We start from the raw sequence: 25,196 nt of genomic DNA, 5'->3' as shown, positions 1-25,196 counted from the left end.
ACAACCAGATTGATTATGAAAATGCTAAATCTTTCGTATAGCTCGTTTTAACGGCTTTTTAAGTTAAGTGATACCCCTGAATGGAATATGTCCTCTGAGTGGCTTAGAAGCGTGCTCATGGCGTTTAAATGGATAGCAAGGCTAACTGAGAGAATAGGATACGAATCAAATCTCTAGCTACTCCCCGGTATGAGCAATTTTTGCTCTATGTACCTTCCAGCTATGCCAGTTCGAAGACCTAATTTTTCCTTTAAAAACACACCATTTCTAGTCTAGGATTGCAAGTCCAGTCAGTTCTTAGTTTGATACTAAAAATTCGAGGCATCTACGGACGTTGGTCGTATCACTTTTGGGAGATATATGTGGATAAAGCTAAAGCACGGCAAATGGCAGAAGGTCTAAAAGGTCGCGAGGTTGGCGGTTGGCTGGTTGGAAAATACCTCGGTAGTGGAGGTTCTGCTCTGGTCGTGGAAGGTAAGCGTGAGAATCAGGAAATAGCGCTCAAAATTATTGATCCTGATTTAGAAGCAAAATTTGGGCCAGAAAAACAAGAAATTAGAATAGGTTATGAACAGAAACTTGTTGGAAGGTCTCACCCCCACTTAGTCAAGATTTATGATGGAGGGAGATGTAATGTGACGAAGTTATTGTTCGTTGCAATGGAATACCTACCATTTAAAAATCTTGACGAACTTGATGAACCTTTTCCTCGGGATAAGTTGATAAAAATTATTGATCAAATTGCGCAAGCTGCACGTTTTCTAGAGGAATTGGACATTTGTCATAGGGATATTAAACCTGAAAATATTGTAATTACGCCTGATTATGAACGAGCAATACTTCTTGACTTAGGGATTTTGATGCCGATAAACCCTTCTGAAGCTCAAGATGCCGGAACCGGAGAGAACTTCATAGGTACGATCCGCTATAGCCCGCCTGAATTTGTATGGCGTCGTGAACAAGACACGAAAGAGGGGTACCGTGCGATTACTTTTTATCAGATAGGTGCGGTTCTACATGATTTAATAATGGGTAGGCGCATATTTGATAATGTATCTGGGCCGATGGCTAAATTAATTGATAGTGTTACTAATCAACAAGTAATTATCGACTCCAAGGATGTCGATCAGCGGTTGATAAATCTTGCTCGTGATTGTCTCCAAAAAGATTGGCAAACCCGCTTACGCCTCGTGGACTGGAATTCATTTGGTATAAATGTAACACATAAACATGATCCACGTGAACGTATTAGAGCTTTGTTGAAGAGTGGTGATCCAACTACGGTCGGTCAATCAAATCCTGGAAAAATGTCTCATCAAAAACTAAAAGAGATTGCTCTAATAATAAGGGATAAATTACGTAGTTTATGTGTAGAAAATGAAGAGTTACCTAGGGCTACGGTAGACTTTAGTATTTTTGCTGATAAAGTATTCGTTTGGGCTGAGTTTGAAGCCTCAACTCAACATCAGTTACATAAAGGTGCACGGCTAACGGTCTCAGCAAATCCAGTTGAGCCAGAGACGATCATCGTAGAAGCAACTGGGACTTGGGGCGAATTAGATTCGACTGCTCAGTGGAATCGGATAGGTACTCTTCGCTCACGCATTGAAGATATTACTGACAATTTAGAACAAGCATTATACGAGCTTGTTGCTAACGCTATGTCACATCCAGAACCAAAAATTGGCACATCAATACAAATTATGTGAGAAAGGCAGCTATGCAAACATGGTGGCGCAGTGCGAATGAGTTAGATGAAGACCAGCGAAATATAATGGGACTTCCTCCTGACGGCAGCTTCGTTTTAAAGGGGGCTCCTGGCTCAGGGAAAACTAATCTTTTATTAATGCGAGCTGCATATCTAACTTCACTTAGACGCAATATTGCCGTAGTAGTACTAAATCGCAGTCTTGCCGAGTTTATACGCTCCGGGGCTCAAGCATATGGGCTTGAACCTGATAGCGTTTTTACTAGCCGTGGTTTGGTGGCTGAAATGGCTCGTGAAGCAGGGATACCTTTAGACAGAAATGCATCTTATGAAGAGGGGCGTGAAGAAGCATTACAGACCCTTATAAATATTCATAAAAAAACGAATGGTCCAATATATGATGCCATTTTTATCGATGAAGCCCAAGATCATAACGCTAAGGAAATTCAGGCTTTACGGGCTTTGACAAGAGATATTTTTCTTACTACTGATTCTCGACAGATGATTTATGCTGGTGGGACTAAGGCGGATAGTTTTGCTGATCTTGTTGATGATGTGAAAACATTGAACTTTCACTATCGATGCAGTCCGCACATTTGTGATCTTGCTGATGCTATTGGAGATACATTTTCAACTGGATACGAACGTATTGCTCCTACTAGTCGGTATCCTACCGATGCGCCCAATGAGATAGTTCGTGTTTTCAATGGTAATTTATTAAAGCAAGCAGAATTAATTGGTGAGCGTTTGGCTGGGCAAGTCAGAGCTTATCGAGGGCAACTTATAGGTGTTTTTGCTCCTAAACGTGAAGATGTGGCTATTATAACTGGACATTTGCGCGATATTGGACTCGGTGACTTATTGACCGTTCAAACTAGCGATACGGGTTACCTACCTTTGGACGAAAAAAGACCCATTTGTGTATCTACGGTTCATGGTGCCAAGGGGCTTGAGTATCAGGCTGTACATTTTGCTGCTGCGGAGACTGTGAGAACATGCGGTTCGAACCAGAAACGTGTCGCGTTTACAGGTGTTACACGTGCCAAATCTTCATTGTCTGTCTATCATGATGGGCAATTGCCAGGATATTTAAATGCTGCGCTTGATCCCTATAGAGATCAAACAGACCAAACTGATTGGACGAGTATATTCAATGCGCGAAATTAAAGTTAATATTGCTCGGTTTGAAAGAGATAGACTTCCTGAACTGCTTCAAGGAGAGATTAAACCTGAGCAAAGTATTTCTCTTTCACGGCTTGCAAATGAAAAATTCATTGCATCTGGTCTGATAGCTGTTTGGGCAAAAGAACGAGATTTCCTTAATCCGTTACCACATTTCATCGTCGGATCTTCCAGTTCTTTGTCCGATCTTTGTGCATGGTCCGCTGCATTCATGAAAAATATCGGTCCGCTAACAGGGATTATTAGACTTGTAGAGCCATCTCAGATCAAGGAATTCCCTAAAGTAGAAAACACCATAGAAGCAAACGATCTTGAAATAGTTAGTCAGCAAATATCGATAATCTTAGCGGAAGTAATTGCAAGATCATCTTTAGGGAATGCTCCAGAACGTATTGAATTGAGAAGCTGCTTGAGCACTGTTTCATTTGCTATATTTTTAGCTAAAAATCGTGGCTTATATATAGAACCGAAAGAAATCGCATCTAGGTGGACTAAAGCTCGTGGCCTTGTGCAGGCTAATGAGCAAAATCGAGTAACTGAATCCGTATTGTCATTTTATTCACATATTAATCAATATCCTGATGCAAATGCTAATCAATTGGAACAGTTTTATAATCATGGATTTAATATTTCTATACAAAATCCTGAGCTCCCTTTAGAGCTTGAAATAATCGAAAATAATTACTTAAAGAAATTGCTTGATGATCCAAAAATTAATAAAACACCCAAAGAGGATTTGGTTAAAATTATCGATGATATCATTCCGAAATTCACCCGAGGCCGTATGGATGAAGCATTTGACTATCTCCCTTTTGCAAGGCTGATCACACAAACTACAAGTGGTTTGGCAAATCAAGTAGCGTTGTTAGGACAGTCAGCTTCAGCTTTACCAGAGCTAATATTAATGCTTGGAGTTTTGAATGGTTCATCCCCGGCTCCTGATATATTATCATCTTATAATGGAGTAGGTTGGAAGCTTCTTTCGCGTTTGACAGAACGTTTTGACCCTTTCAAACGTCCCGATTGTGACATCTCTTTTGAAGAGGCTTATTTATATACAGGGATAAATGATAACACCAAAATCGTAGGGGTGAATAGGCAACGAATTGAAATCGCTTGGGGTGTAAATGTAGAAGTTGTTATTAATAGACCTAGCGGGAAAAATATTAATGCTTCTAGCAGCTCATCTAAAGATAAAAATCAGGTTTCTGATATTATCCCAACAATAAGCTTTATTGAGCGTCGACTTAAGGATGCTATGGAAATGATTCGATATATAAAAGATCAGCAGGCTGGTAAGCGGTAGTAGTAACTTTTTTTAAATTAATAGTGATACATCACCGCCTCTTAACTGAGGTGGTGTCAACGAACGGACCTGGGCTTCAACTCGATTCTTTTTTGTCAACGATTCATCGTGTGCACGGGTGAATATTAGCAATGAGATGATTAAATCGGTTGGATTATTCTTTACGTCCGCGAACTTATAGACCTTTTCATCCATGCCAGTAACAACGGCCATCCCCCTGCTAAGTATGTTCTTGAATATATCCAAAGCGCTCCAGCAGAAATATGAATTTTAAACAGTGAATAATTATATGTTAGGCAAGCCGGCAAACACCCGCTGCGTGCAGCTATCGCAAAATAATCTCTGCGCTATTTTTGGCTCGCCGTTAAGGCCGAAAGTGTGCGCCAGCCTGAAGCCGGAAGCGGAAATGTGCGCCACCAATCGCGAAGACGCCATGACCTGGCTGCTTCATCTTGAGCTGAGCACTTCGTGACGGTGCAAGCCCGCGCGGGATACCCTTAAACGTCTTTAATACGCCACAGGCAGGCCTGAGTGATGACCCCCATCACCAGCGCAATCCAGAAGACGGCGTGATAGCTCCAGACTTCCGCAACGACCCCCGCCAGCGAACCGGCGATAATCCAGCCAACGCGCGTGGTATTGGTATAAAGCGTGGTGGCCGCGCCCGCCTGTCCGGGCATCAGATCCTGAAAATAGAGCATGCCGATACCGGCGAGAATGCCGATGAAAATGGCGTTCAGCGCCTGCAGGGCCAGCAGCAGTCCGGGGGTATGGACGGTTAGCATGCCAACGTAAAACAGCACGCCGGCCACCGCTGAGATGCGCATCAGGAAGCGTTTGCCGAAGCGTTTGGCGTAGTAGCCCGCAATCAGCATGGTCGGGATTTCCAGCCCGGCGGCGGTGCCCATCATGACCCCGGCCAGCTTCTCCGGTAAATGCAGTTCATTGATGATAAACAGCGGCATATTAATGATGTACAGGCTGTTGATTCCCCACATCAGCGTACAGATGATAAACAGCAGCAGCGCGTCGCGGCGGTTGGTACGCGGCGCTTCAAGATGGCCCGTAGCGATCTTCGGCTCTTTACGCATGCTGGGAAGAAAAAACCAGACCATCGCGCCGCAGACCACAAAGGCAACTGCCGCGCTGAGATACATCACCGTAAAGCCAAAACCCATGGCCAGCGCGTAGGCCAGCGGCGGTCCGATAACCCATGCCAGCGACACCTGAGCGCGCAGAATCGAACTAAACATGACCGCCTCGCGGCCCGTTTTGTCCGCATGCTCGCGGGCGAGGGCAAACATCTGCGGGTTGGCGGTGGAGCCGAAGCTGCTGAGAAATACCCCGATGAACAGCAAAATAAAGTAGTTACGGTTCCAGGCGAAGAGCACGCAGGCCAGCACGCCCATCAGGCAGCAGAAGACGATCAGCCGCTTGCGGTCGCCTTTGCGATCCGAACGCCCGGCGAGGAACTGGCTCACCAGAATGCCGATCACCGCGCTACCGGTAAAAAAGAAGCCGACCATCGCCGGTCGTACGTGAACCTCGTTCGTCAGAAACAGGCTCAGCGTTGGCGTCTGGAGTGCCCCGGCGATACCCGTCAGGAAGGCGACGATCAGAAAGGCGGAAGAGGTGAAATCAAACCCGCGTCGTGGCAGGGCGGCGCTACTGTTTTGCATGTCGGCGTTCATCGGTTTTCAGGAGTCGCGGAGTTTACGCCGTCACTCAGAAAATGAACAGTACCAGGGCACGAATAAATCAAAAAGATGTTTCAAAATCAAACTCCAGCAGAAAGCTGAAGTTTTCCCGGCCTCGACGCTCCCGCTTCAGCAAAAGTGTGCTGTATCTCTAACTTCTGTTATCAGGAAACGAACTTTTCTTGCCTGGCGGCTAATAAAGGTACAGACTTCTTGAAACGTTTCAGCGTCATCGGGAGATTCTCCGGCAGGTAGATGACGCATTTTTTCTCAAAGTAGCTGAAACGATTCAATTCAGCAGGAGAGGAGAACCATGTTCCAGTTATCTGTGCAGGATATTCATCCCGGTCAGCAGGCCGGTAATAAAGAAGAGGCTATTCGTCAGGTTGCCTCCGCGCTGGTCAGCGCGGGCAACGTGGCAGACGGCTACATCAACGGGATGCTGGCTCGCGAGCAGCAAACCTCCACTTTCCTTGGCAACGGTATTGCGATTCCGCACGGTACCACCGACACCCGCGATCAGGTACTGAAAACCGGCGTTCAGGTGTATCAGTTTCCGCAGGGCGTGACCTGGGGCGAAGGGCAAACCGCCTACGTCGCCATCGGTATTGCCGCCAGCTCGGATGAACACCTGGGGCTGCTGCGTCAGCTGACCCACGTGCTGAGCGACGACTCCGTTGCTGAACAACTTAAGTCCGCGACGACCGCTGAAGAGCTGCGCGCCCTGTTGATGGGTGAAAAGCAGAGCGAAGCGCTGAAGCTGGATAACGAGACGCTGACCCTGGACGTTGTCGCCAGCGACCTGCTGACCCTGCAGGCGCTGAATGCCGCTCGGCTGAAAGAAGCCGGCGCGGTCGATGCTTCCTTTGTTAGCCGTACGATTAATGATAAACCGCTGAACCTCGGTCAGGGCATCTGGCTGAACGACAGCACCGAAGGCAACCTGCGCAGCGCCGTTGCCGTCAGCCGCGCGGCCAGCGCCTTTACCAGCGATGAGCAGCCGGTTTCTCTGCTGATCACCGTCGCGATGGCCGATGACCAGCCAACTGCGGTGCTTAATCGCCTGAGCAATTTGCTGCTCGACAAAAAAGCTGACCGTTTGCTGAAGGCTGATGGTGCCACGCTGCTGGCGCTGCTGACCAGCGACGACGCGATTGCTGAAGACGTTCTCAGCGCGGAATACGTTATCCGCAACGAGCACGGGCTGCACGCGCGTCCCGGCACGATGCTGGTTAATACCATTAAACAATTCTCCAGCGACATTACCGTCACCAACCTTGATGGTTCGGGCAAACCGGCCAACGGCCGCAGCCTGATGAAAGTCGTGGCGCTGGGCGTGAAAAAAGGTCACCGCTTGCGCTTTACCGCGCAGGGTGAAGATGCGCAGCAGGCGCTGGATGCGATTGGCGAAGCGATCGCCGCAGGCCTTGGGGAGGGCGCATAAATGAGCAGACGTGTCGCAACGATTACTTTAAACCCGGCCTATGACCTGGTGGGTTTTACCCCGGAAATTGAGCGCGGTGAGGTTAACCTTGTTCGCACTACTGGTTTGCACGCCGCAGGGAAGGGGATCAACGTTGCAAAAGTGCTGAAAGATCTCGGTATTGACGTCACCGTTGGCGGTTTCCTCGGTAAAGACAATCAGGATGGTTTTCAGCAGCTGTTCAGCGAGCTGGGCATTGCTAACCGTTTTCAGGTTGTTCAGGGCCGTACCCGTATCAACGTCAAGCTGACGGAGAAAGACGGCGAAGTCACCGATTTCAACTTCTCCGGCTTTGAAGTCACGCCGGGCGACTGGGAGCGTTTTGTTAACGATTCCCTGAGCTGGCTGGGCCAGTTCGATATGGTTTGCGTGAGCGGTAGCCTGCCGTCTGGCGTCAGCCCGGAAGCGTTCACTGACTGGATGACCCGTCTGCGTAGCCAGTGCCCGTGCATCATTTTTGACAGCAGCCGCGAAGCGCTGGTTGCCGGTCTGAAAGCGGCGCCGTGGCTGGTTAAACCTAACCGCCGCGAGCTGGAAATCTGGGCGGGCCGCAAGCTGCCTGAAATGAAAGATGTGATTGAAGCCGCTCATGCGCTGCGTGAGCAGGGAATTGCCCACGTGGTTATCTCCCTTGGCGAAGAAGGCGCTCTGTGGGTTAACGCATCCGGAGAGTGGATTGCCAAGCCGCCTTCCGTTGAAGTGGTAAGCACCGTTGGCGCCGGTGACTCCATGGTTGGCGGCCTGATTTATGGTCTGCTGATGCGTGAGTCCAGCGAACATACGCTGCGCCTGGCAACGGCAGTTGCCGCGCTGGCGGTGAGTCAGAGCAATGTCGGTATTACCGATCGTACCCAGTTGGCCGCAATGATGGCGCGCGTCGACTTACAACCCTTTAATTAACAGCAGGAGAGGCATAATGAAAACGCTGCTGATTATTGATGCCGGGCTTGGACAGGCTCGCGCCTATATGGCGAAGACCCTGTTAAGCACTGCGGCGCAAAAAGCGCAACTCGAACTGATTGATAACCCGAACGACGCTGAGCTGGCGATTGTGCTGGGCACGGCGCTGCCGGCCGACAGCGCGCTGAACGGCAAAAAGGTCTATCTCGGCGATATTAACCGCGCCGTAGCGCACCCGGAGCTCTTCCTCGGTGAGGCCAAAAGCCATGCAACGCCTTACAGCGCCCCGGCCGCTGCCGCTGTACCCGCAGCGACCAACGGTCCGAAACGCATCGTAGCGGTCACCGCCTGTCCGACCGGGGTGGCGCACACCTTTATGGCGGCGGAAGCGATTGAAACCGAAGCCAAAAAACGCGGCTGGTGGGTGAAAGTTGAAACGCGCGGCTCCGTGGGCGCGGGCAATGCAATCACCCCGGAAGAAGTTGAACAGGCGGATCTGGTGGTGGTGGCTGCCGATATCGAAGTGGATCTGGCGAAATTCGCCGGTAAGCCGATGTATCGCACCACCACCGGTCTGGCGCTGAAGAAAACCGCTCAGGAGCTGGATAAAGCCGTTGTTGAAGCGAAACCGTATCAGCCTGCGGGTAAATCCCAGGCCGCGGCGGAAGGCAAAAAAGAGTCCGCTGGCGCCTATCGCCACCTGCTGACCGGCGTGTCGTACATGCTGCCGATGGTGGTGGCGGGCGGTCTGTGTATCGCGCTCTCCTTCGCTTTTGGTATTAAAGCCTTTGAAGTGAAAGACACCCTGGCCGCCGCGCTGATGCAAATCGGTGGGGGCTCAGCCTTCGCGCTGATGGTGCCGGTACTGGCGGGCTTTATCGCCTTCTCCATCGCTGACCGTCCGGGCCTGACGCCGGGTCTTATCGGCGGTATGCTGGCGGTAAGCACCGGGTCCGGCTTTATCGGCGGTATCATCGCTGGTTTCCTTGCCGGTTACGTGGCGAAAGCGATCAGTACGAAGCTGAAACTGCCGCAAAGTATGGAGGCGCTGAAGCCAATCCTGATCATTCCACTGGTTTCCAGCCTGATCGTAGGTCTGGCGATGATTTACCTGATTGGTAAGCCCGTTGCCGGGATCCTCGAAGCGTTGACCCACTGGCTGCAAACCATGGGCACGGCGAACGCGGTTCTGCTCGGTGCGATCCTCGGCGGTATGATGTGTACCGACATGGGCGGCCCGGTGAACAAAGCGGCCTACGCCTTTGGTGTTGGTCTTCTGAGTACCCAAACCTATGCGCCGATGGCGGCCATTATGGCGGCGGGTATGGTTCCACCGCTGGCGCTGGGTCTGGCGACGCTGGTTGCGCGTAACAAGTTCGACAAAGCGCAGCAGGAAGGCGGTAAGGCCGCACTGGTTCTCGGCCTGTGCTTTATCACCGAAGGCGCGATTCCGTTCGCTGCTCGCGACCCGATGCGCGTCCTGCCCTGCTGTATCGTTGGCGGCGCGGTCACCGGCGCGATGTCCATGGCGGTCGGTGCTAAGCTGATGGCGCCGCACGGCGGTCTGTTCGTCCTGCTGATTCCTGGCGCGATTACGCCGGTACTCGGTTATCTGATGGCGATTGTCGTCGGTACGCTGGTCGCAGGGCTCTCCTACGCGGTGCTGAAACGTCCTGAAGTTCAGGTAGTCGAAAAAGCAGCCTGATCGACCTATTAAATCGTTCTCAAGGGCAGAGTCTTCTCTGCCCTTTTTTTATGCCTCATCTCCTCCCGCTCATCCTGCCGTATGTGCTCTCCTTCGCATTTTTAAACTGTTTAAAAACCATACGGGTCATTTTTTGTGATTTTGTTCATGTTCATATGAAATCCCTCTTGCTGACCTCTTTACTTTAAAAACATTGCGCTTAACATAAACACATGTTCACATTCAAACATGTGTTTATTGAGGGGTAATGAATGGGAGTATGCTTATTTATTGATATTCAATAATTCCACTGCCATAGCATTTTTTATGCTGGAGGGTATTTTTATGCCTGAAAATGATTACGTTGTAATTATTGGATCGGCAAATATGGATGTTGCTGGTTATTCCAATGTATCGTTGAACTATGCGGATTCTAACCCCGGGAAAATAAAATATACTCCCGGCGGCGTAGGGCGAAACATTGCGCAAAACATTGCCTTGTTAAATAAAACAGCGTGGCTATTATCGGTTGTCGGTGACGATTTTTATGGCCACTCTCTATTAAAACAAACGGCCCAGTCCGGGGTTCACGTCGATAAATGTCAGGTTATCCAGGGGGAAGGTACTTCAAGCTATTTATCGCTGCTTGATAATACCGGTGAAATGCTGGTGGCGATTAATGATATGAGCATCACTGAACATATTACGCCAGCGTTTTTAAGACAGCATCATGATTTTATCCGCAATGCCGCGGTGATTGTCGTTGATTGCAATATCAGCGAGGCCGCTCTCGCCTGGCTGATGGAAAATAGCGGCGCAACGCCCGTTTTTGTCGATCCGGTTTCAGCCTGGAAGTGCGTGAAAATCAGCCAGCATCTGGGGCGTATTCACACCCTGAAACCGAACCGAATTGAAGCTGAAACGCTGAGCGGCATCGCGCTGTCCGGCACGGATGACGTCGCGCGCGTTGCCGACTGGTTTCATCAGCGTGGCCTGAAGCGCCTGGTGCTGAGCATGGGCGGCGACGGGGTTTACTACAGTGAGAAAGAGGGCGAACGCGGCTGGTCAGCGCCGCTGAAAACTCAGGTCGTTAACGTCACCGGCGCCGGTGACGCCATGATGGCCGGCCTTGCCTGCTGCTGGCTCGACGGCTGTTCATTTTCGCAAGCGGTGAAGTTTGCTCAGGGATGCTCTTCTCTGGCGCTCTCATCGGAATTCACCAATAACCCTGAATTATCTTACGCCAACGTAAAAAAGGTAGTGGAGAAAGAATATGTCTGAATTAAATATTTCCTCTGAATTATTACAGGTTTCTGCGGAAGTTCAGCAGGCGTTGAAAAATAATCAGCCAGTAGTGGCGCTGGAATCGACCATTATTTCTCACGGCATGCCATTTCCGGAAAATGCGCAAACGGCGCTGGAAGTAGAAGAAACCATTCGTCGCCAGGGGGCGGTGCCGGCAACCATTGCGATTATTCATGGCGTCATGAAAGTTGGCTTAAGCCGTGAAGAAATTGAACTGCTGGGCCGCGAAGGGCATAACGTCGCCAAAGTCAGTCGTCGTGATTTACCCTTTGTTGTCGCCGCGGGATTAAATGGCGCGACCACCGTGGCGTCCACCATGATTATTGCAGCAATGGCCGGAATTAAAGTTTTCGCCACCGGCGGAATTGGCGGTGTACATCGCGGAGCCGAGCACACGTTTGATATTTCCGCCGATTTGCAGGAGCTGGCAAATACCAACGTCACCGTCGTCTGCGCCGGTGCAAAATCTATTCTCGATCTCGGTTTAACGACCGAATATTTAGAAACGTTTGGCGTTCCGCTTATTGGTTATCAAACCTCTGCGCTGCCGGCATTCTTCTGCCGAACCAGCCCGTTTGACGTCAGCATTCGCCTCAATAGCGCCAAAGAGATCGCCAAAGCGATGGCGGTGAAATGGCAGTCGGGTCTGAATGGCGGCATGGTGGTGGCGAACCCCATTCCTGAAGCGTTCGCGATGCCGGAAGAGAAAATCAACGCCGCCATCAACCGGGCGGTGAAGGAGGCGGAAGAGCAGGGCGTGGTGGGGAAAGCGAGTACGCCGTTCCTGCTGGCCCGCGTCGCGGAGCTGACCGGCGGAGACAGCCTGAAATCCAATATTCAGCTGGTCTTCAACAACGCCATTCTGGCCTGCGAGATTGCCAAAGAGTATCAGCAGGTAGCCTGACGACAGTTGCGGGCCGTTTGCGGTTGCCCGCCCCGATATCAACGATACCGAAAGCCTGGCTCGCGCCGGGTTTTCCACCAGGTAAGGATATCATTATGGACATTATGAGAAGTCTTCTGGGGATGGTGGTGTTGCTGGCCATTGCCTTTGCGCTGTCAGTCAATAAAAAACACATCAGCGTCAGAACGGTAGGGGCGGCGCTGCTGCTGCAAATCGTCATTGGCGGGGTGATGCTCTACTTTCCGCCGGGCAAGTGGCTGGTCGAGCAGGCCGCGCTTGGGGTACATAAAGTCATGTCCTATAGCGACGCCGGAAGCGCGTTTATTTTTGGTTCACTGGTCGGCCCGAAGATGGACGTGCTGTTTGACGGCGCCGGCTTTATCTTCGCCTTCCGCGTGCTGCCCGCCATCATTTTTGTCACCGCGCTGATAAGCCTGCTTTACTACCTCGGCGTGATGGGGCTGCTGATCCGGATTCTCGGCGGGATCTTCCAGAAGGCGCTGAATATCAGCAAAATTGAGTCTTTTGTCGCCGTGACCACCATTTTTCTTGGGCAAAATGAGATCCCGGCGATCGTCAAACCGTTTATCAACAAGCTCAACCGCAATGAGCTTTTTACCGCGATTTGCAGCGGGATGGCGTCGATCGCCGGGTCGATGATGATCGGCTATGCCGGTATGGGCGTGCCGATTGATTATCTGCTGGCCGCTTCGCTTATGGCTATCCCCGGCGGGATTCTGTTTGCCCGTATGCTGAGTCCGGCAACCGAAGCATCCCAGGTCACTTTCGACAATCTCTCCTTCACCGAGACGCCGCCGAAAAGCGTTATCGAGGCGGCGGCGTCAGGGGCAATGACCGGCCTGAAAATTGCCGCCGGGGTGGCAACGGTAGTGATGGCGTTTGTGGCGATTATTGCTCTGCTGAACGGTATTATCGGCGGCATTGGCGGCTGGTTTGGCTACGGTCACGCAACGCTGGAGGGAATTTTCGGCTTCCTGCTCGCGCCGCTGGCATGGATTATGGGCGTTGACTGGAGCGATGCGACGCTGGCGGGCAGCCTGATTGGCCAAAAGCTGGCGATAAACGAATTCGTCGCCTACCTCAACTTTTCTCCCTATCTGCAAGCCGGCGGCAATCTGGACGTGAAAACCGTTGCGATCATCTCGTTCGCGCTGTGCGGTTTCGCCAACTTTGGCTCGATCGGCGTGGTTGTCGGGGCGTTTTCGGCCATTTCACCGCAGCGCGCGCCGGAGATTGCCCAGCTTGGGCTGCGCGCCCTGGCGGCGGCCACGCTCTCTAACCTGATGAGCGCCACCATTGCCGGGTTCTTTATTGGTCTGGCATAACAGGCTGCGCGCACCGCGCCTGCGGTGTGCGCTACGCCACGCCGGGAAGTAAATTGAGCGCGTTATCAACGGACAACGAGGGGTTGTTGATACCGTCGCTGGCGCGGGTGATGGCGGTGCAGGCCATGGCGAAAGCGACGCTCTCTTTAAAGTCGCTACCGTCGAGATAGCTATAAAGTAGCCCTGCCATTAGCGCATCGTCGGCGCCGAAGCTGTCTATCGTCGTATGGTCCGGCAGACTCATCCGGAAGCGTTCACCCCCTGCTTCGCTACAGAAAACAGCGTCGTCTTCCGAGCAAATCACCACCCGCTGAGTTCCCCTTTCGTGTAGCCATGCTAGCGCCCGATCGCGATCCGCGTCGTTTTCGATAGCCTGTCCCCAGAGGATCTGGAGTTCGCGCAGCGTGGGTTTGAGGGTGTGGATCTTCCCCAGCCATGGGCGAATGCGGTGCGCTTTAAACTCGGACACGGTATCAACAAATACCGGAATGCCGTTAGCCAGGGTAAATACCCACTCCAGCGACTGCTCCGTCAAATTACAATCGACCAGAACGACGCCGGCATGCGTCAGCAGATCCCGGTACTGATTCAGCAGCTGGGGCGTGAGCGACTGTAAAATATGCGTATCGTTAATCGCCAGCACCGTCTCTTCCTGCGGGTTAGCGATGGAGAGATAGGTGGCGGTGTTATGGCCGTGCAGGCGGATACAGCTTTGCACGTTAACGCCCGCCTGGCGGGTTTGCTCCAGCAGCGTTTCGCCGTAAAAGTCGCTGCCGACGGCGGAAATCAAATGCACATCGCGGCCCAGCAGCGCCAGGTTATGCGCGATGTTCCGCGCCACGCCGCCGGCGGAGCACTGGATATTCCCCGGGTTGGAGACCGGTTGAGGATAATGAATATCGGCAATTCCGCGGATATCCATATTCACCGCGCCCAGCGAGACGCAGTACTCCTGCTCGGTAAGGATGTAGCCTTTGCCCTTGATGGCCCCCTTACGCGTGAGGTCCATAATATGCGCGGCCACGCGGGAGCGGCTAATCTGCAGAATATCGGCAATCTCATGCTGCTGAATTAGCGGATTGCGCCGCAAAATTTTGAGGATCTGCTTTTCCCTGTCGTTCATATCAGACCGTGGCCTCTTCCGTTTGCTGCGCCCGCAGCCAGGCGATCTCTTCCGCCCAGATATCAGGATTGATCGTTTCCAGAATCAGCGGGATACCGTCAAAGCGGCGGTCCTGCATAATCCAGCGGAAAGCATCATGGCCAATATTGCCTTCACCCAGGCTGTGGTGACGGTCAACGCGGCTGGCGAACGCGCTTTTCGCATCGTTCAGGTGCATACCGCGCAGATACTGGAAACCCACAATTCGGTCGAAATCAGCGAAGGTTTTTTCGCACTCTTCGGCGCTGCGCAGGTCGTAGCCGGCGGCGAAGGCGTGACAGGTATCAATGCACACGCCGACGCGTGATTTATCTTCCACACCGTCGATGATGGCCGCCAGATGCTCAAACTTAAAGCCCAGGTTACTGCCCTGGCCGGCGGTGTTTTCAATGACCGCCGTGACGCCTTCGGTTTTTGCCAGCGCGATATTGATCGATTCGGCGATACGCGCCAGACATTCGTCTTCCGGGATTTGCTGCAGATGGCTACCCGGATGGAAATTCAGCAGCGTCAGGCCGAGCTGCTGGCAGCGGGAGAGTTCATCAATAAAGGCATCGCGGGATTTTTCCAGCGCGTCCTCAACCGGATGACCGAGGTTTATCAGATAGCTGTCGTGCGGCAGAATTTGCCCCGGGCCGAACTGGTACTTTTCGCAGGCGGCTTTGAATTCAGCAATGGTTTCGTCGCTCAGAGGGGCGGCGCGCCACTGGCGCTGGTTTTTGGTAAAGAGGGCAAATGCGGTCGCGCCGATTTCGGCTGCGCGAATGGCGGCGTTGGCTACACCGCCGGAGGCGCTGACGTGCGCTCCAATATATTTCATAAAAAAACTCCAGTTAAGCCGCTGGGGGGAGGGTAATGATAGCGGCTTAGCCGGAGAGTTACATCATCCTTAATACAACCTGAGTAGCGAGGGGCTTCAGGCCATCAGGCTATGAATGGCCAGGTTAATCGCGCCGCCGCCGATAATCAGCCAGACGAAGAGCATCAGCGCCATCAGCAGCGGTTTGGCGCCGGCTTTTTTCAGCGCGCTGACGTGGGTGGTCAGGCCGAGGGCGGCCATCGCCATCGCCAGCAGTACGGTATCCAGCGTGACCAGCATATCGACAACCGCTTTCGGCAGCAGGTGGAAGGAGTTAAACACCGCCACCAGAATAAACAGGATCGCAAACCACGGAATGGTGATTTTACTTTTCTCACCGCCGTTTGCCGGGGCTAATTGCTTCACGCGCGCGGCGAGGAACAGCAGGAACGGAGCCAGCATCATCACGCGCAGCATTTTTGCAATCACCGCCGCGTTTTCCGCGTCCGGACCCACCGCGTGGCCTGCCGCGACAACCTGAGCAACCTCATGCATCGTCGAACCCATATAAATGCCGTAGGCTTCCGGCGTGAACCAGTGCGCCAGGAAGGGATAAATCGCCGGGTACAGGAAGATGGCAATGGTACCGAAAATCACCACAGTAGCGACGGCGACCGTGACTTTGCTGGCCTCCGCTTTGACGACCGGTTCCGTCGCCAGTACCGCTGCCGCGCCGCAGATGCTGCTGCCGGCGCCAATCAGCCAGCTGGTATGTTTATCGAGGCCGAAAACCTTTTGCCCAAGAAAACAGGCGATCAAAAAGGTGCTGGAAAGCGTCAGAACGTCAATCACGATACCGCCGACGCCGACGTCGGCAATCTGGGCGAACGTCAGGCGAAAGCCGTATAAGATGATGCCGAGGCGCAGCAGGTGCTGCTTGGCAAAAATCACGCCGCCGTCGCAGGGCTGCCAGATTTTCGGGTAAACCGTGTTACCGATGACCATGCCGAATAAAATGGCCAGCGTGAGGGCGCTGAAGCCCGCGCCGGCGATAGCCGGAAAGCTACCGGCCCACAGCGCTGCGCCGGTGAGCAGGGCGGTGAGCGCCAGTCCAGGTGCAAAGTGCCGCAATGGGCGATGTTTAGTCGGTAAAGTGAGTGCTGTCATAACCTTCTCCTTTGTCTGGGAAAAGCATACGACTCGCTGGTTTAAATATAAAATTGATTATATATTTATAATTAATCGAAATAAGTGGTAAAAACGCGGTTTTGCGATTTGAGAACGATGGGCCTCAGCCTCACGCCGCGGATCGCGAGTCGTCTATAAAGGCAGGAAAAAATATGCATATCACGCTACGTCAGCTGGAAGTTTTTGCTGAAGTTTTAAAAAGCGGATCGACCACTCAGGCGTCGCAAATGCTGGCGCTTTCCCAGTCGGCGGTTAGCGCGGCGCTGACCGAACTGGAAGGGCAGCTGGGGGTGCAGCTCTTTGACCGCGTAGGGAAAAGGCTGGTGGTCAACGAGCACGGCAGGCTGCTTTATCCGCGGGCGCTGGCGCTGCTGGAGCGGGCGCTGGAGATAGAGCAGCTGTTTCGCGGCGACAACGGCGCGATCCGCGTCTACGCCAGCAGCACCATCGGCAACTATATTCTGCCGGAAATCATTGCGCGCTATCGACGGGATCTGCCGGATTTACCGCTGGAGCTGAGCGTGGGCAATAGCCAGGACGTGATCAATGCGGTGGCCGATCTGCGCGTGGATATCGGGCTGATTGAAGGTCCCTGTCACGCCGCGGATATTATCGCCGAACCCTGGCTGGAAGATGAGCTGGTGGTCTTTGCTGCGCCGGATTCGCCGCTGCTGGCAGGGGAGGTGACGCTGCAACGGCTGGCGGAAGCGCCGTGGATTTTACGCGAGCACGGCTCCGGGACCCGGGAAATCGTCGACTATTTATTACTCTCGCATTTACCGGCGTTTCATCTTGGGATGGAGCTGGGCAACTCGGAAGCCATTAAGCACGCGGTGCGCCACGGTCTGGGCATTAGCTGCCTGTCGCGACGCGTGGTGGCGGAGCAGCTTGAAGTTGGATCGCTGGTGGAGCTGACGATTCCGCTGCCGCGCTTAACCCGCACCTTGTGGCGCATTCATCACCGGCAGAAGCATATTTCCAAGGCATTACAGCGGTTTCTGCATTATTGCGACGTGTAAAAGCGGACGCCAAGCGCGCTGGCGTTTTCGGGATTTCATGCTTTACTAATAATCCATGCTCGATCATGAAGCTCTCTTATAACTTTGCAATTGTATCGGATGGATCACAGACACTCTGCTACAATCTCGCCTCGTTTTTTGGATGGATAGCATTTTCACATGGTTTCGGATACTAAAACCACAGAAGCGCCCGGTTTACGTCGTGAACTGAAGGCGCGCCACTTGACCATGATCGCGATTGGCGGTTCCATAGGTACAGGTCTTTTTGTTGCCTCTGGCGCAACGATTTCTCAGGCGGGCCCGGGTGGGGCGCTGCTCTCTTATATTCTCATCGGCCTGATGGTTTATTTCCTGATGACCAGCCTCGGCGAGCTGGCGGCGTTTATGCCGGTGTCCGGCTCTTTTGCCACCTACGGGCAGAATTACGTTGAGGAAGGCTTTGGCTTCGCGCTGGGCTGGAACTACTGGTACAACTGGGCGGTGACCATCGCCGTTGACCTCGTTGCCGCTCAGCTGGTGATGACCTACTGGTTCCCCGATGCACCCGGCTGGGTCTGGAGCGCGCTGTTCCTCGGCATCATGTTCCTGCTGAACTGGATCTCGGTAAAAGGCTTTGGTGAAGCGGAATACTGGTTCTCGCTGATCAAAGTGGCCACCGTCATCATCTTTATTATTGTCGGCGTGATGATGATCTTTGGCATCTTTAAAGGCGCACAGCCTGCGGGCTGGAGCAACTGGGTTGTCGACGATGCGCCGTTTGCCGGCGGCTTTGCGGCGATGATTGGCGTGGCGATGATTGTCGGCTTCTCGTTCCAGGGAACCGAGCTTATCGGCATCGCGGCCGGCGAGTCGGAAAACCCGGAGAAGAACATTCCGCGCGCCGTGCGGCAGGTGTTCTGGCGTATCCTGCTGTTCTATGTGTTCGCCATCCTGATCATCAGCCTGATTATTCCGTATACCGACCCGAGCCTGCTGCGTAACGACGTGAAAGATATTTCCGTCAGCCCGTTCACGCTGGTCTTCCAGCACGCGGGGCTGCTGTCGGCGGCGGCGATTATGAACGCGGTTATTCTGACGGCGGTACTGTCGGCGGGTAACTCCGGAATGTACGCGTCCACCCGCATGCTCTACACCCTGGCCTGCGATGGCAAAGCGCCGCGTATTTTCTCTAAGCTGTCTAAAGGCGGCGTGCCGCGTAATGCGCTGTATGCCACCACGGTGATTGCAGGGCTGTGCTTCCTGAGCTCGATGTTCGGTAATCAGACCGTTTACCTGTGGCTGCTGAATACCTCCGGCATGACCGGCTTTATCGCCTGGCTGGGGATTGCCATTAGCCACTATCGCTTCCGTCGTGGCTACGTGCTGCAGGGGAACGATCTCAACGATCTGCCGTATCGTTCCGGCTTTTTCCCGCTGGGGCCGATCTTCGCTTTCGTGCTGTGCCTGATCATTACCCTGGGCCAGAATTACGAAGCGTTCCTCAAAGATACCATCGACTGGGGCGGCGTGGCGGCAACCTATATCGGCATTCCGCTGTTCCTGGTGATCTGGTTCGGTTACAAGCTGGCGAAAGGAACGCGTTTTGTGCGCTACAGCGAAATGAAGTTCCCGGAGCGTTTTAAAAGCTAAGGTCAGCTGACGCCGTAAGATAAAACCCTCTCATCGAGAGGGTTTTTTTATGTCTGCGATTCTTACATGTTGATACAGTTATTCATAATTTTATTGATAATTGTAATCATTATCTTTATCATTTCCGCCAAATTCAGGATGAAGCCAATCCCCGTATCTTGCAGAGGGTCAGACTGACAAGGGGCGACCAGCCACATCTACTGTAAAAAATTGCGCGCATACGCCGTTAGAGCGCTATGCCGACAGTACCTGTGAGCAGGACCTTTTTTGTTTGTTTTGTTGTACACCTCATGGAGATATGGAATGTTCAGGCTAAACCCTTTTGTCCGGGCCGGATTATGCGCGTCCGTCGTATCCCTGGCGTTTCCGGCGCTCGCCGACGTTAACGAAGAAACGCTGGTCGTCACCGCTGCGGCAACTGAACAGAGCGTCAAAGATGCGCCCGCCAGTATTAGCGTTATCACCCAACAGGATCTGCAGCGTAGACCGGTACAAAACCTGAAGGATGTACTGCGGGAAGTGCCGGGCGTGCAGCTCACCAACGAAGGGGATAACCGCAAAGGGGTGAGCATTCGCGGCCTCAGCAGCGGCTATACGCTGATCCTCGTTGACGGCAAACGCGTTAACTCGCGCAACGCCGTTTTCCGCCACAACGATTTTGACCTCAACTGGATCCCGGTTGATGCCATTGAGCGTATCGAAGTGGTGCGCGGGCCGATGTCTTCCCTCTATGGTTCCGACGCCCTCGGCGGCGTGGTCAATATCATCACCAAAAAAGTCGGTCAGCAGTGGACGGGCACCCTCAGCGCGGATACCACCATTCAGGAACACCGCGATCGCGGCGATACGTACAACGGTCAGTTCTTTACCAGCGGCCCGCTGATTGACGGCGTGCTGGGGATGAAAGCCTACGGCAGCCTTGCAAAGCGCGCCAAGGACGATCAGCAGGCTTCCAGCAACGCAGCTGGCGAAACGCCGCGTATTGAAGGCTTCACCAGCCGCGACGGCAACGTCGAATTCGCCTGGACGCCCAATGATAATCAGGACATCACCGCAGGCTACGGTTTTGACCGCCAGGATCGGGATTCCGACTCTCTTGACCGCAACCGCCTTGAGCGCCAGAACTACTCCCTGAGCCACAACGGCCGCTGGGATGTCGGCAATAGCGAGCTGAAATTCTACGGCGAGAAAGTGGATAATAAAAATCCGGGCCAGGCCGGAACGATCACATCTGAGAGTAACTCGGTGGATGGCAAATACGTTCTGCCGCTGGGCATGATCAACCAGCTGCTGACCTTCGGCGGCGAATGGCGTCACGATAAGCTGAAAGATCCGGTCAACCTGAGCAGCGGCGGTAAATCCACTTCCGCCAGCCAGTACGCGCTGTTCCTGGAAGATGAATGGCGGATAATCGAACCTCTGGCCTTAACCACCGGCATCCGTATGGACGATCACCAGACCTATGGCGATCACTGGAGCCCGCGTGCTTATCTGGTGTATAACGCCACCGATACCGTGACCGTGAAGGGCGGCTGGGCGACGGCATTTAAAGCGCCATCCCTGCTGCAGCTGAACCCGGACTGGACCACCAACTCCTGCCGCGGCTCGTGCAGCATTATCGGTAACCCGGATCTGAAACCGGAAACCAGCGAAAGCTTCGAACTGGGTCTTTACTATCGCGGCGAAGAGGGCTGGCTTGAAGGCGTGGAAGGAAGCGTCACCACCTTCCAGAATAACGTTGACGATATGATCGATATCCTGCGTACTTCCAGCGCCAGCGAAGCGCCGGGCTACCCGAATTTTGTCGGCTGGAAAACGGTGAACGGTAAGCGCGTGCCGGTATTCCGCTACTTCAACGTCAATAAGGCGCGTATCAAAGGGGTAGAAACGGAATTGAAGGTGCCGTTCGGCGACGAATGGAAGCTGACGGTAAACTACACCTACAACGATGGTCGCGACCTGAGTAACGGCGGCGATAAACCGCTGCAAACGCTGCCGTTCCATACCGCTAACGGTACCCTCGACTGGAAACCGCTGGACGACTGGTCCTTCTACGTCACCGCCAACTATACCGGCGAACAGCGTTCGGTCAGCGCGACGGGCAAAACGCCCGGCGGCTACACTATGTTTGATATCGGCGCGGCCTGGAACGTCACCAAAAACGTCAAGCTGCGCTCCGGGGTACTCAACGTGGGCGATAAGGATCTGAGCCGCGACGACTATAGCTATACGGAAGAAGGCCGCCGCTACTTTATGGCCGTCGATTACCGCTTCTAACCGGGCGATAAAAGAGGGCTGGCAGATTTCCCTGCCAGCCCTCGCTAAAGGCGCTCAGGGTGAAGCCAGACGGAAAAGCGGTGGGCGAACCCACCGCTCCAGGTGGCTACTTACCGGATTCGTAAGCCATAAAAGCAGCTACCTCCCTGTTCGTATCGCGGTAGCGAATTTCGCAAAGCGATTTTCTTACCATCAGGGTGAACGCTAATAGCGTGATACACACGATGAGCAGACACCAGATCGGGACGTTGGGCGGTACCTTCATGGTTTGTTCTCCTTGCCTTACGGCGGGTAAGAGACTAACCTGATGTTGTCTAGGCATCGGGACAGCCTCGTGGGTGATTACATTACCTTCGGGGCTTTCTTCTTTCTGCCTCAGCACAACGGTAAAACTCAATCCTGCTCTGAGGCGAAAGCCTCAAGCGCCGCCAAAAATCATACCCCCCGACGACGGAAAATACACTATCTCTCTGTATATATTAGTTTTTATGACTATTGGATGATGAGGCATTTTGCGTATCAATGCGCCGGGAAGGTGCTTCACGACGCATTGAAAGGATCAGGAGAAGAGGTGCCGGGCATGGAAGCGCAGGTGGTCCTCAATAAATGAGGCGATAAAGTAGTAGCTGTGATCGTAACCGGGCTGAATACGCAGGGTTAACGGCCAGCTTTTCTGACGCGCGGTTTCCGCCAGCACCGCCGGCTGCAGCTGTTCGGCGAGGAATGTATCGCTGTCACCCTGGTCAATCAGGGTTGGAATCGCATCTGACTCGCTGCTGGCCTGCATTAACGCGCAGCTGTCCCAGGCCTGCCAGGCCGCTTCATCCGCTCCCAGATAGGCGGTAAACGCTTTTTTGCCCCAGGGAACTTGGGTCGGGTTAACGATAGGCGCGAACGCGGAAACGCTGACGAAGCGGCCCGGATTCTTCAGCGCCATCACCAGCGCGCCGTGGCCGCCCATGGAATGCCCGCTAATGGCGCAGCGGTCGCTGAGATTAAACTCGCGGACAATCAGCTGCGGCAGCTCGTCGCGAAGGTAATCGTACATGCGGAAATGCGCGGACCACGGCGCCTGGGTGGCATTGAGATAAAAGCCCGCGCCTTTCCCCAGATCGTAAGCGCTATCGTCGGCAACGTTATCACCGCGCGGACTGGTGTCCGGCATCACCAGCGCAATGCCCAGTTCGGCGGCGACGCGCTGAGCGCCCGCTTTGGTGGTGAAGTTTTCATCGTTGCAGGTCAGGCCGGAGAGCCAGTAGAGAACCGGCGGCGGCGCGTCAGCGGCGGCGGGAGGTAAAAAGATGCTGAAGGTCATTGCGCAGTTCAGCGTTGCGGAGTCGTGCCGCCAGCGTTGCTGCCGACCTTCAAAACAGCGGTGCTCTTCGAGCAGTTCCATGCAGGGCTCCTTAAGTGTCTCAGGCGTAATTTTCCATAATACAGATATTTCATGCCCTCGTGAGTAACTTTCACTTCCTCCTTTTCGGAACGTATTGCATCATTAATGCAACTTTTAACCAACATGCTGACCTTGCCGCAGCGGCAGGCGTCGCGCTATGGGTCGGCGATTGGCTTGGTTGCGGCAAGGTGAGCAGGGCGTTGCGTGACGCATCGTAGTGCGCTGGTCTGGCGGCGTGGAACGAGAGGTGACGCCAATTTCAACAATTATCGATGCGGCTACTGGATTCTGTGCGTCACCTCACGCACAATGAATACAAACTTTGCCCTCAGAAGAGCAAAGAGCGCCACACCTGCAGGAGAACAAAAATGTCATCACTGAGTAAAGAAGCCATACTCGTTCATGAAGCGCTGGTCGCTCGTGGGCTGGAGACGCCGCTGCGTCCGCCAGTACAAGAAATTGATAATGAAACTCGCAAGCGTCTGATCGCCGGACACATGACCGAGATTATGCAGCTGTTAAACCTTGATCTAAGTGATGACAGCCTGATGGAGACCCCGCATCGCATCGCCAAAATGTACGTCGATGAGATCTTCTCCGGACTGGACTACGCCCGGTTCCCCAAAATCACCGTCATCGAAAATAAGATGCAGGTTGATGAAATGGTGACCGTGCGCGATATCACCCTGACCAGCACCTGTGAACACCATTTTGTGACCATTGACGGCAAAGCCACGGTGGCCTATATCCCGAAAGATTCGGTGATTGGCCTGTCGAAAATTAACCGTATCGTGCAGTTCTTCTCCCAGCGTCCGCAGGTGCAGGAGCGGCTGACGCAGCAGATCCTTACCGCGCTGCAAACGCTGCTGGGGACCAGCAACGTCGCGGTTTCCATCGATGCGGTGCACTACTGCGTGAAAGCGCGCGGCATTCGCGATGCCACCAGCGCCACCACCACCACGTCGCTGGGCGGCCTGTTTAAATCCAGCCAGAATACCCGCCAGGAGTTCCTGCGCGCCGTACGTCACCACAACTAAAACGGAGCAGGGTACATGGAGAGAAATGTCACGCTGGACTTTGTCCGCGGCGTCGCCATCCTCGGTATCCTGCTACTGAATATCAGCGCCTTCGGTTTACCGAAGGCCGCTTACCTCAACCCGGCGTGGTCCGGGAACATTTCCGCCAGCGACGCCTGGACCTGGGCGATTCTCGATCTGCTGGCGCAGGTCAAATTCCTGACCCTATTCGCCCTGCTGTTTGGCGCCGGACTTCAGCTTCTGCTGCCGCGCGGCAAGCGCTGGATCCAGTCGCGCCTGACGCTGCTGGCGCTGCTTGGCTTTATTCACGGACTGTTTTTCTGGGACGGCGATATTCTGCTGGCCTATGCGCTGGTCGGGCTGGTGGGCTGGCGAATGGTGCGCGACGCGCACGATGTCAAATCGCTGTTTAATACCGGCGTGGTGCTGTACGTTATCGGCGTGGCGGTACTGCTGTTGCTGGGATTGATTTCCGGCAATACGCCCAATCGTTCGTGGCTGCCGGACGCGGCAAATTTGCAGTACGAGCAGTACTGGAAGCTAAAAGGCGGCTTTGAAGCGGTGAGCAATCGTGCGGATATGCTGTCGGATAACCTGCTGGCGCTGGGCGCGCAGTACGGCTGGCAGCTGGCCGGTATGATGCTGATGGGCGCCGCGCTGATGCGCAGCGGCTGGCTCAAAGGGCAGTTCAGCCTTCACCACTATCGGCGTACCGGCGTGCTGCTGATTGCGGCCGGAATGGCGGTCAACTTGCCCTCGATTATTGCCCAGTGGCATCTTGGCTGGGACTACCGCTGGTGCGCATTTTTGCTACAGGCGCCGCGGGAGCTGGGCGCGCCGCTGCAAACCATCGGCTACGCGGCGCTGGCCTGGGGCTTCTGGCCGCAGCTGTGTCAGAGTCGTCTGGTGGGGGCGATTGCCTGCGTCGGGCGCATGGCGCTAACCAACTATCTGCTGCAGACCCTGATTTGCACTACCCTGTTCTACCGCTTCGGCCTGTTTATGAAGTATGACCGCTTACAGCTGTTAGCCTTCGTACCGGCCGTATGGGCGGTTAATCTTCTCTTCTCGTGGTTTTGGCTACGTCATTTCCGTCAAGGGCCCGTTGAGTGGCTATGGCGTCAATTCACCCTGCGTGCGTCGGGGACATCATTAAAAGATACATCCAGATAAC

At 53.7% G+C, this 25,196-nt stretch carries 21 protein-coding genes and 1 pseudogene; 15 read left to right on the top strand and 7 right to left on the bottom strand.

Translation table 11 applies throughout. The annotated features are described in order from the left end of the window. Positions 1 to 362 precede the first annotated feature (362 nt). The 4 genes from ABLU96_RS23745 (at position 363) to ABLU96_RS23730 (ending at position 4,668) form a co-directional block, all read left to right on the top strand. Positions 363 to 1,709, top strand: coding sequence for a protein kinase (locus tag ABLU96_RS23745; RefSeq protein WP_229295873.1), 1,347 nt, complete (start codon positions 363 to 365; stop codon positions 1,707 to 1,709). 11 nt (positions 1,710 to 1,720) lie between these two features. Then, complete coding sequence (locus ABLU96_RS23740; protein WP_063940526.1) at positions 1,721 to 2,875, top strand: ATP-binding domain-containing protein; 1,155 nt, start codon at positions 1,721 to 1,723, stop codon at positions 2,873 to 2,875. Next, on the top strand, positions 2,862 to 4,196 hold the full coding sequence (locus tag ABLU96_RS23735) for a hypothetical protein (RefSeq protein WP_348862854.1): 1,335 nt from the start codon (positions 2,862 to 2,864) through the stop codon (positions 4,194 to 4,196). Before ABLU96_RS23740 ends, ABLU96_RS23735 begins: the two co-directional genes overlap by 14 nt. A 289-nt stretch (positions 4,197 to 4,485) precedes the next feature. Continuing rightward, entirely contained in the window at positions 4,486 to 4,668 is a 183-nt protein-coding gene (locus ABLU96_RS23730) for a Fe-S-cluster oxidoreductase (RefSeq protein WP_103468754.1), read from the top strand. A 25-nt stretch (positions 4,669 to 4,693) separates the two neighbouring features. Here the strand turns inward: ABLU96_RS23730 and setB are convergent, their stop codons facing one another. Beyond that, positions 4,694 to 5,875, bottom strand: coding sequence for a sugar efflux transporter SetB (gene setB / locus ABLU96_RS23725; protein ID WP_032721873.1), 1,182 nt, complete (start codon positions 5,873 to 5,875; stop codon positions 4,694 to 4,696). 331 nt (positions 5,876 to 6,206) lie between these two features. On the opposite strand from setB, the gene fruB reads away from it, so the two are divergent. The 6 genes from fruB to ABLU96_RS23695 all read left to right on the top strand — a co-directional run bounded on the left by fruB (position 6,207) and on the right by ABLU96_RS23695 (position 13,515). After that, positions 6,207 to 7,337 carry a fused PTS fructose transporter subunit IIA/HPr protein gene (gene fruB / locus ABLU96_RS23720; RefSeq protein ID WP_004852698.1) on the top strand — a complete coding sequence of 377 codons (1,131 nt, stop codon included), beginning with the start codon at positions 6,207 to 6,209 and terminating at the stop codon, positions 7,335 to 7,337. Continuing rightward, positions 7,338 to 8,276 carry a 1-phosphofructokinase gene (gene fruK / locus ABLU96_RS23715; protein ID WP_004103928.1) on the top strand — a complete coding sequence of 313 codons (939 nt, stop codon included), beginning with the start codon at positions 7,338 to 7,340 and terminating at the stop codon, positions 8,274 to 8,276. Between the two features lie 16 nt (positions 8,277 to 8,292). Continuing rightward, the gene (fruA, locus tag ABLU96_RS23710) at positions 8,293 to 9,981 is read left to right on the top strand and encodes a PTS fructose transporter subunit IIBC (RefSeq protein ID WP_014230167.1); all 1,689 of its coding nucleotides are present in this window, start codon (positions 8,293 to 8,295) and stop codon (positions 9,979 to 9,981) included. A gap of 324 nt (positions 9,982 to 10,305) precedes the next feature. Then, positions 10,306 to 11,241 carry a pseudouridine kinase gene (locus tag ABLU96_RS23705; protein WP_025106748.1) on the top strand — a complete coding sequence of 312 codons (936 nt, stop codon included), beginning with the start codon at positions 10,306 to 10,308 and terminating at the stop codon, positions 11,239 to 11,241. Beyond that, positions 11,234 to 12,169 (top strand): pseudouridine-5'-phosphate glycosidase, encoded by a 936-nt coding sequence (locus ABLU96_RS23700; RefSeq protein ID WP_004852691.1) that lies wholly within the window; start codon positions 11,234 to 11,236, stop codon positions 12,167 to 12,169. The genes ABLU96_RS23705 and ABLU96_RS23700 overlap by 8 nt, the downstream gene beginning before the upstream one ends. Positions 12,170 to 12,264: 95 nt before the next feature. After that, positions 12,265 to 13,515: a NupC/NupG family nucleoside CNT transporter gene (locus ABLU96_RS23695; protein ID WP_064404477.1), complete on the top strand. Its 1,251-nt coding sequence runs from the start codon at positions 12,265 to 12,267 to the stop codon at positions 13,513 to 13,515. Between the two features lie 31 nt (positions 13,516 to 13,546). Here the strand turns inward: ABLU96_RS23695 and ABLU96_RS23690 are convergent, their stop codons facing one another. The 3 genes from ABLU96_RS23690 to ABLU96_RS23680 form a co-directional block, all read right to left on the bottom strand. Then, a complete protein-coding gene (locus ABLU96_RS23690; RefSeq protein WP_014839060.1) occupies positions 13,547 to 14,638 on the bottom strand; it encodes a sugar kinase in 1,092 nt (363 codons plus the stop codon). A gap of 1 nt (position 14,639) precedes the next feature. Next, on the bottom strand, positions 14,640 to 15,497 hold the full coding sequence (gene nfo, locus ABLU96_RS23685) for a deoxyribonuclease IV (protein WP_014230162.1): 858 nt from the start codon (positions 15,495 to 15,497) through the stop codon (positions 14,640 to 14,642). A 96-nt stretch (positions 15,498 to 15,593) separates the two neighbouring features. Then, complete coding sequence (locus ABLU96_RS23680) at positions 15,594 to 16,643, bottom strand: YeiH family protein (protein WP_064357828.1); 1,050 nt, start codon at positions 16,641 to 16,643, stop codon at positions 15,594 to 15,596. A 173-nt stretch (positions 16,644 to 16,816) separates the two neighbouring features. Here ABLU96_RS23680 and yieE point away from each other — a divergent pair, with 173 nt between their 5' ends. The 3 genes from yieE to cirA all read left to right on the top strand — a co-directional run bounded on the left by yieE (position 16,817) and on the right by cirA (position 21,589). Further along, positions 16,817 to 17,683 carry a DNA-binding transcriptional regulator YeiE gene (gene yieE, locus ABLU96_RS23675; RefSeq protein ID WP_014839059.1) on the top strand — a complete coding sequence of 289 codons (867 nt, stop codon included), beginning with the start codon at positions 16,817 to 16,819 and terminating at the stop codon, positions 17,681 to 17,683. 159 nt (positions 17,684 to 17,842) lie between these two features. Then, positions 17,843 to 19,312, top strand: coding sequence for an amino acid permease (locus ABLU96_RS23670; protein ID WP_004852681.1), 1,470 nt, complete (start codon positions 17,843 to 17,845; stop codon positions 19,310 to 19,312). Between the two features lie 303 nt (positions 19,313 to 19,615). Further along, positions 19,616 to 21,589 carry a catecholate siderophore receptor CirA gene (cirA, locus tag ABLU96_RS23665; protein WP_049080623.1) on the top strand — a complete coding sequence of 658 codons (1,974 nt, stop codon included), beginning with the start codon at positions 19,616 to 19,618 and terminating at the stop codon, positions 21,587 to 21,589. A gap of 110 nt (positions 21,590 to 21,699) precedes the next feature. On the opposite strand, the gene ABLU96_RS23660 is transcribed toward cirA, so the two are convergent. The 3 genes and pseudogenes from ABLU96_RS23660 to fghA form a co-directional block, all read right to left on the bottom strand. Continuing rightward, on the bottom strand, positions 21,700 to 21,810 hold the full coding sequence (locus ABLU96_RS23660; protein WP_305955786.1) for a DUF5431 family protein: 111 nt from the start codon (positions 21,808 to 21,810) through the stop codon (positions 21,700 to 21,702). Beyond that, positions 21,759 to 21,911: pseudogene (locus tag ABLU96_RS23655) on the bottom strand (Hok/Gef family protein); the annotation flags it as partial. The gene ABLU96_RS23660 and the pseudogene ABLU96_RS23655, both read right to left, overlap by 52 nt. A gap of 237 nt (positions 21,912 to 22,148) precedes the next feature. Next, positions 22,149 to 22,985 carry an S-formylglutathione hydrolase gene (gene fghA / locus ABLU96_RS23650; RefSeq protein WP_064404479.1) on the bottom strand — a complete coding sequence of 279 codons (837 nt, stop codon included), beginning with the start codon at positions 22,983 to 22,985 and terminating at the stop codon, positions 22,149 to 22,151. A gap of 368 nt (positions 22,986 to 23,353) precedes the next feature. Here fghA and folE point away from each other — a divergent pair, with 368 nt between their 5' ends. Together folE and yeiB are read left to right on the top strand one after the other, a co-directional pair. Next, the gene (gene folE / locus ABLU96_RS23645; RefSeq protein ID WP_004103895.1) at positions 23,354 to 24,022 is read left to right on the top strand and encodes a GTP cyclohydrolase I FolE; all 669 of its coding nucleotides are present in this window, start codon (positions 23,354 to 23,356) and stop codon (positions 24,020 to 24,022) included. Positions 24,023 to 24,037: 15 nt separating this feature from the next. Next, the gene (gene yeiB, locus ABLU96_RS23640; protein WP_025106752.1) at positions 24,038 to 25,195 is read left to right on the top strand and encodes a DUF418 domain-containing protein YeiB; all 1,158 of its coding nucleotides are present in this window, start codon (positions 24,038 to 24,040) and stop codon (positions 25,193 to 25,195) included. The last annotated feature ends 1 nt before the right edge of the window (position 25,196 follow it).

The sequence above is a fragment of the Klebsiella sp. CN_Kp106 genome (assembly GCF_040064575.1).
In the GTDB taxonomy this organism is placed as follows: Bacteria; Pseudomonadota; Gammaproteobacteria; order Enterobacterales; family Enterobacteriaceae; genus Klebsiella; species Klebsiella michiganensis.
The sequence above is the reverse complement of the archived record's forward strand: the minus strand, read 5'-3'. Positions and strand labels throughout refer to the sequence as shown.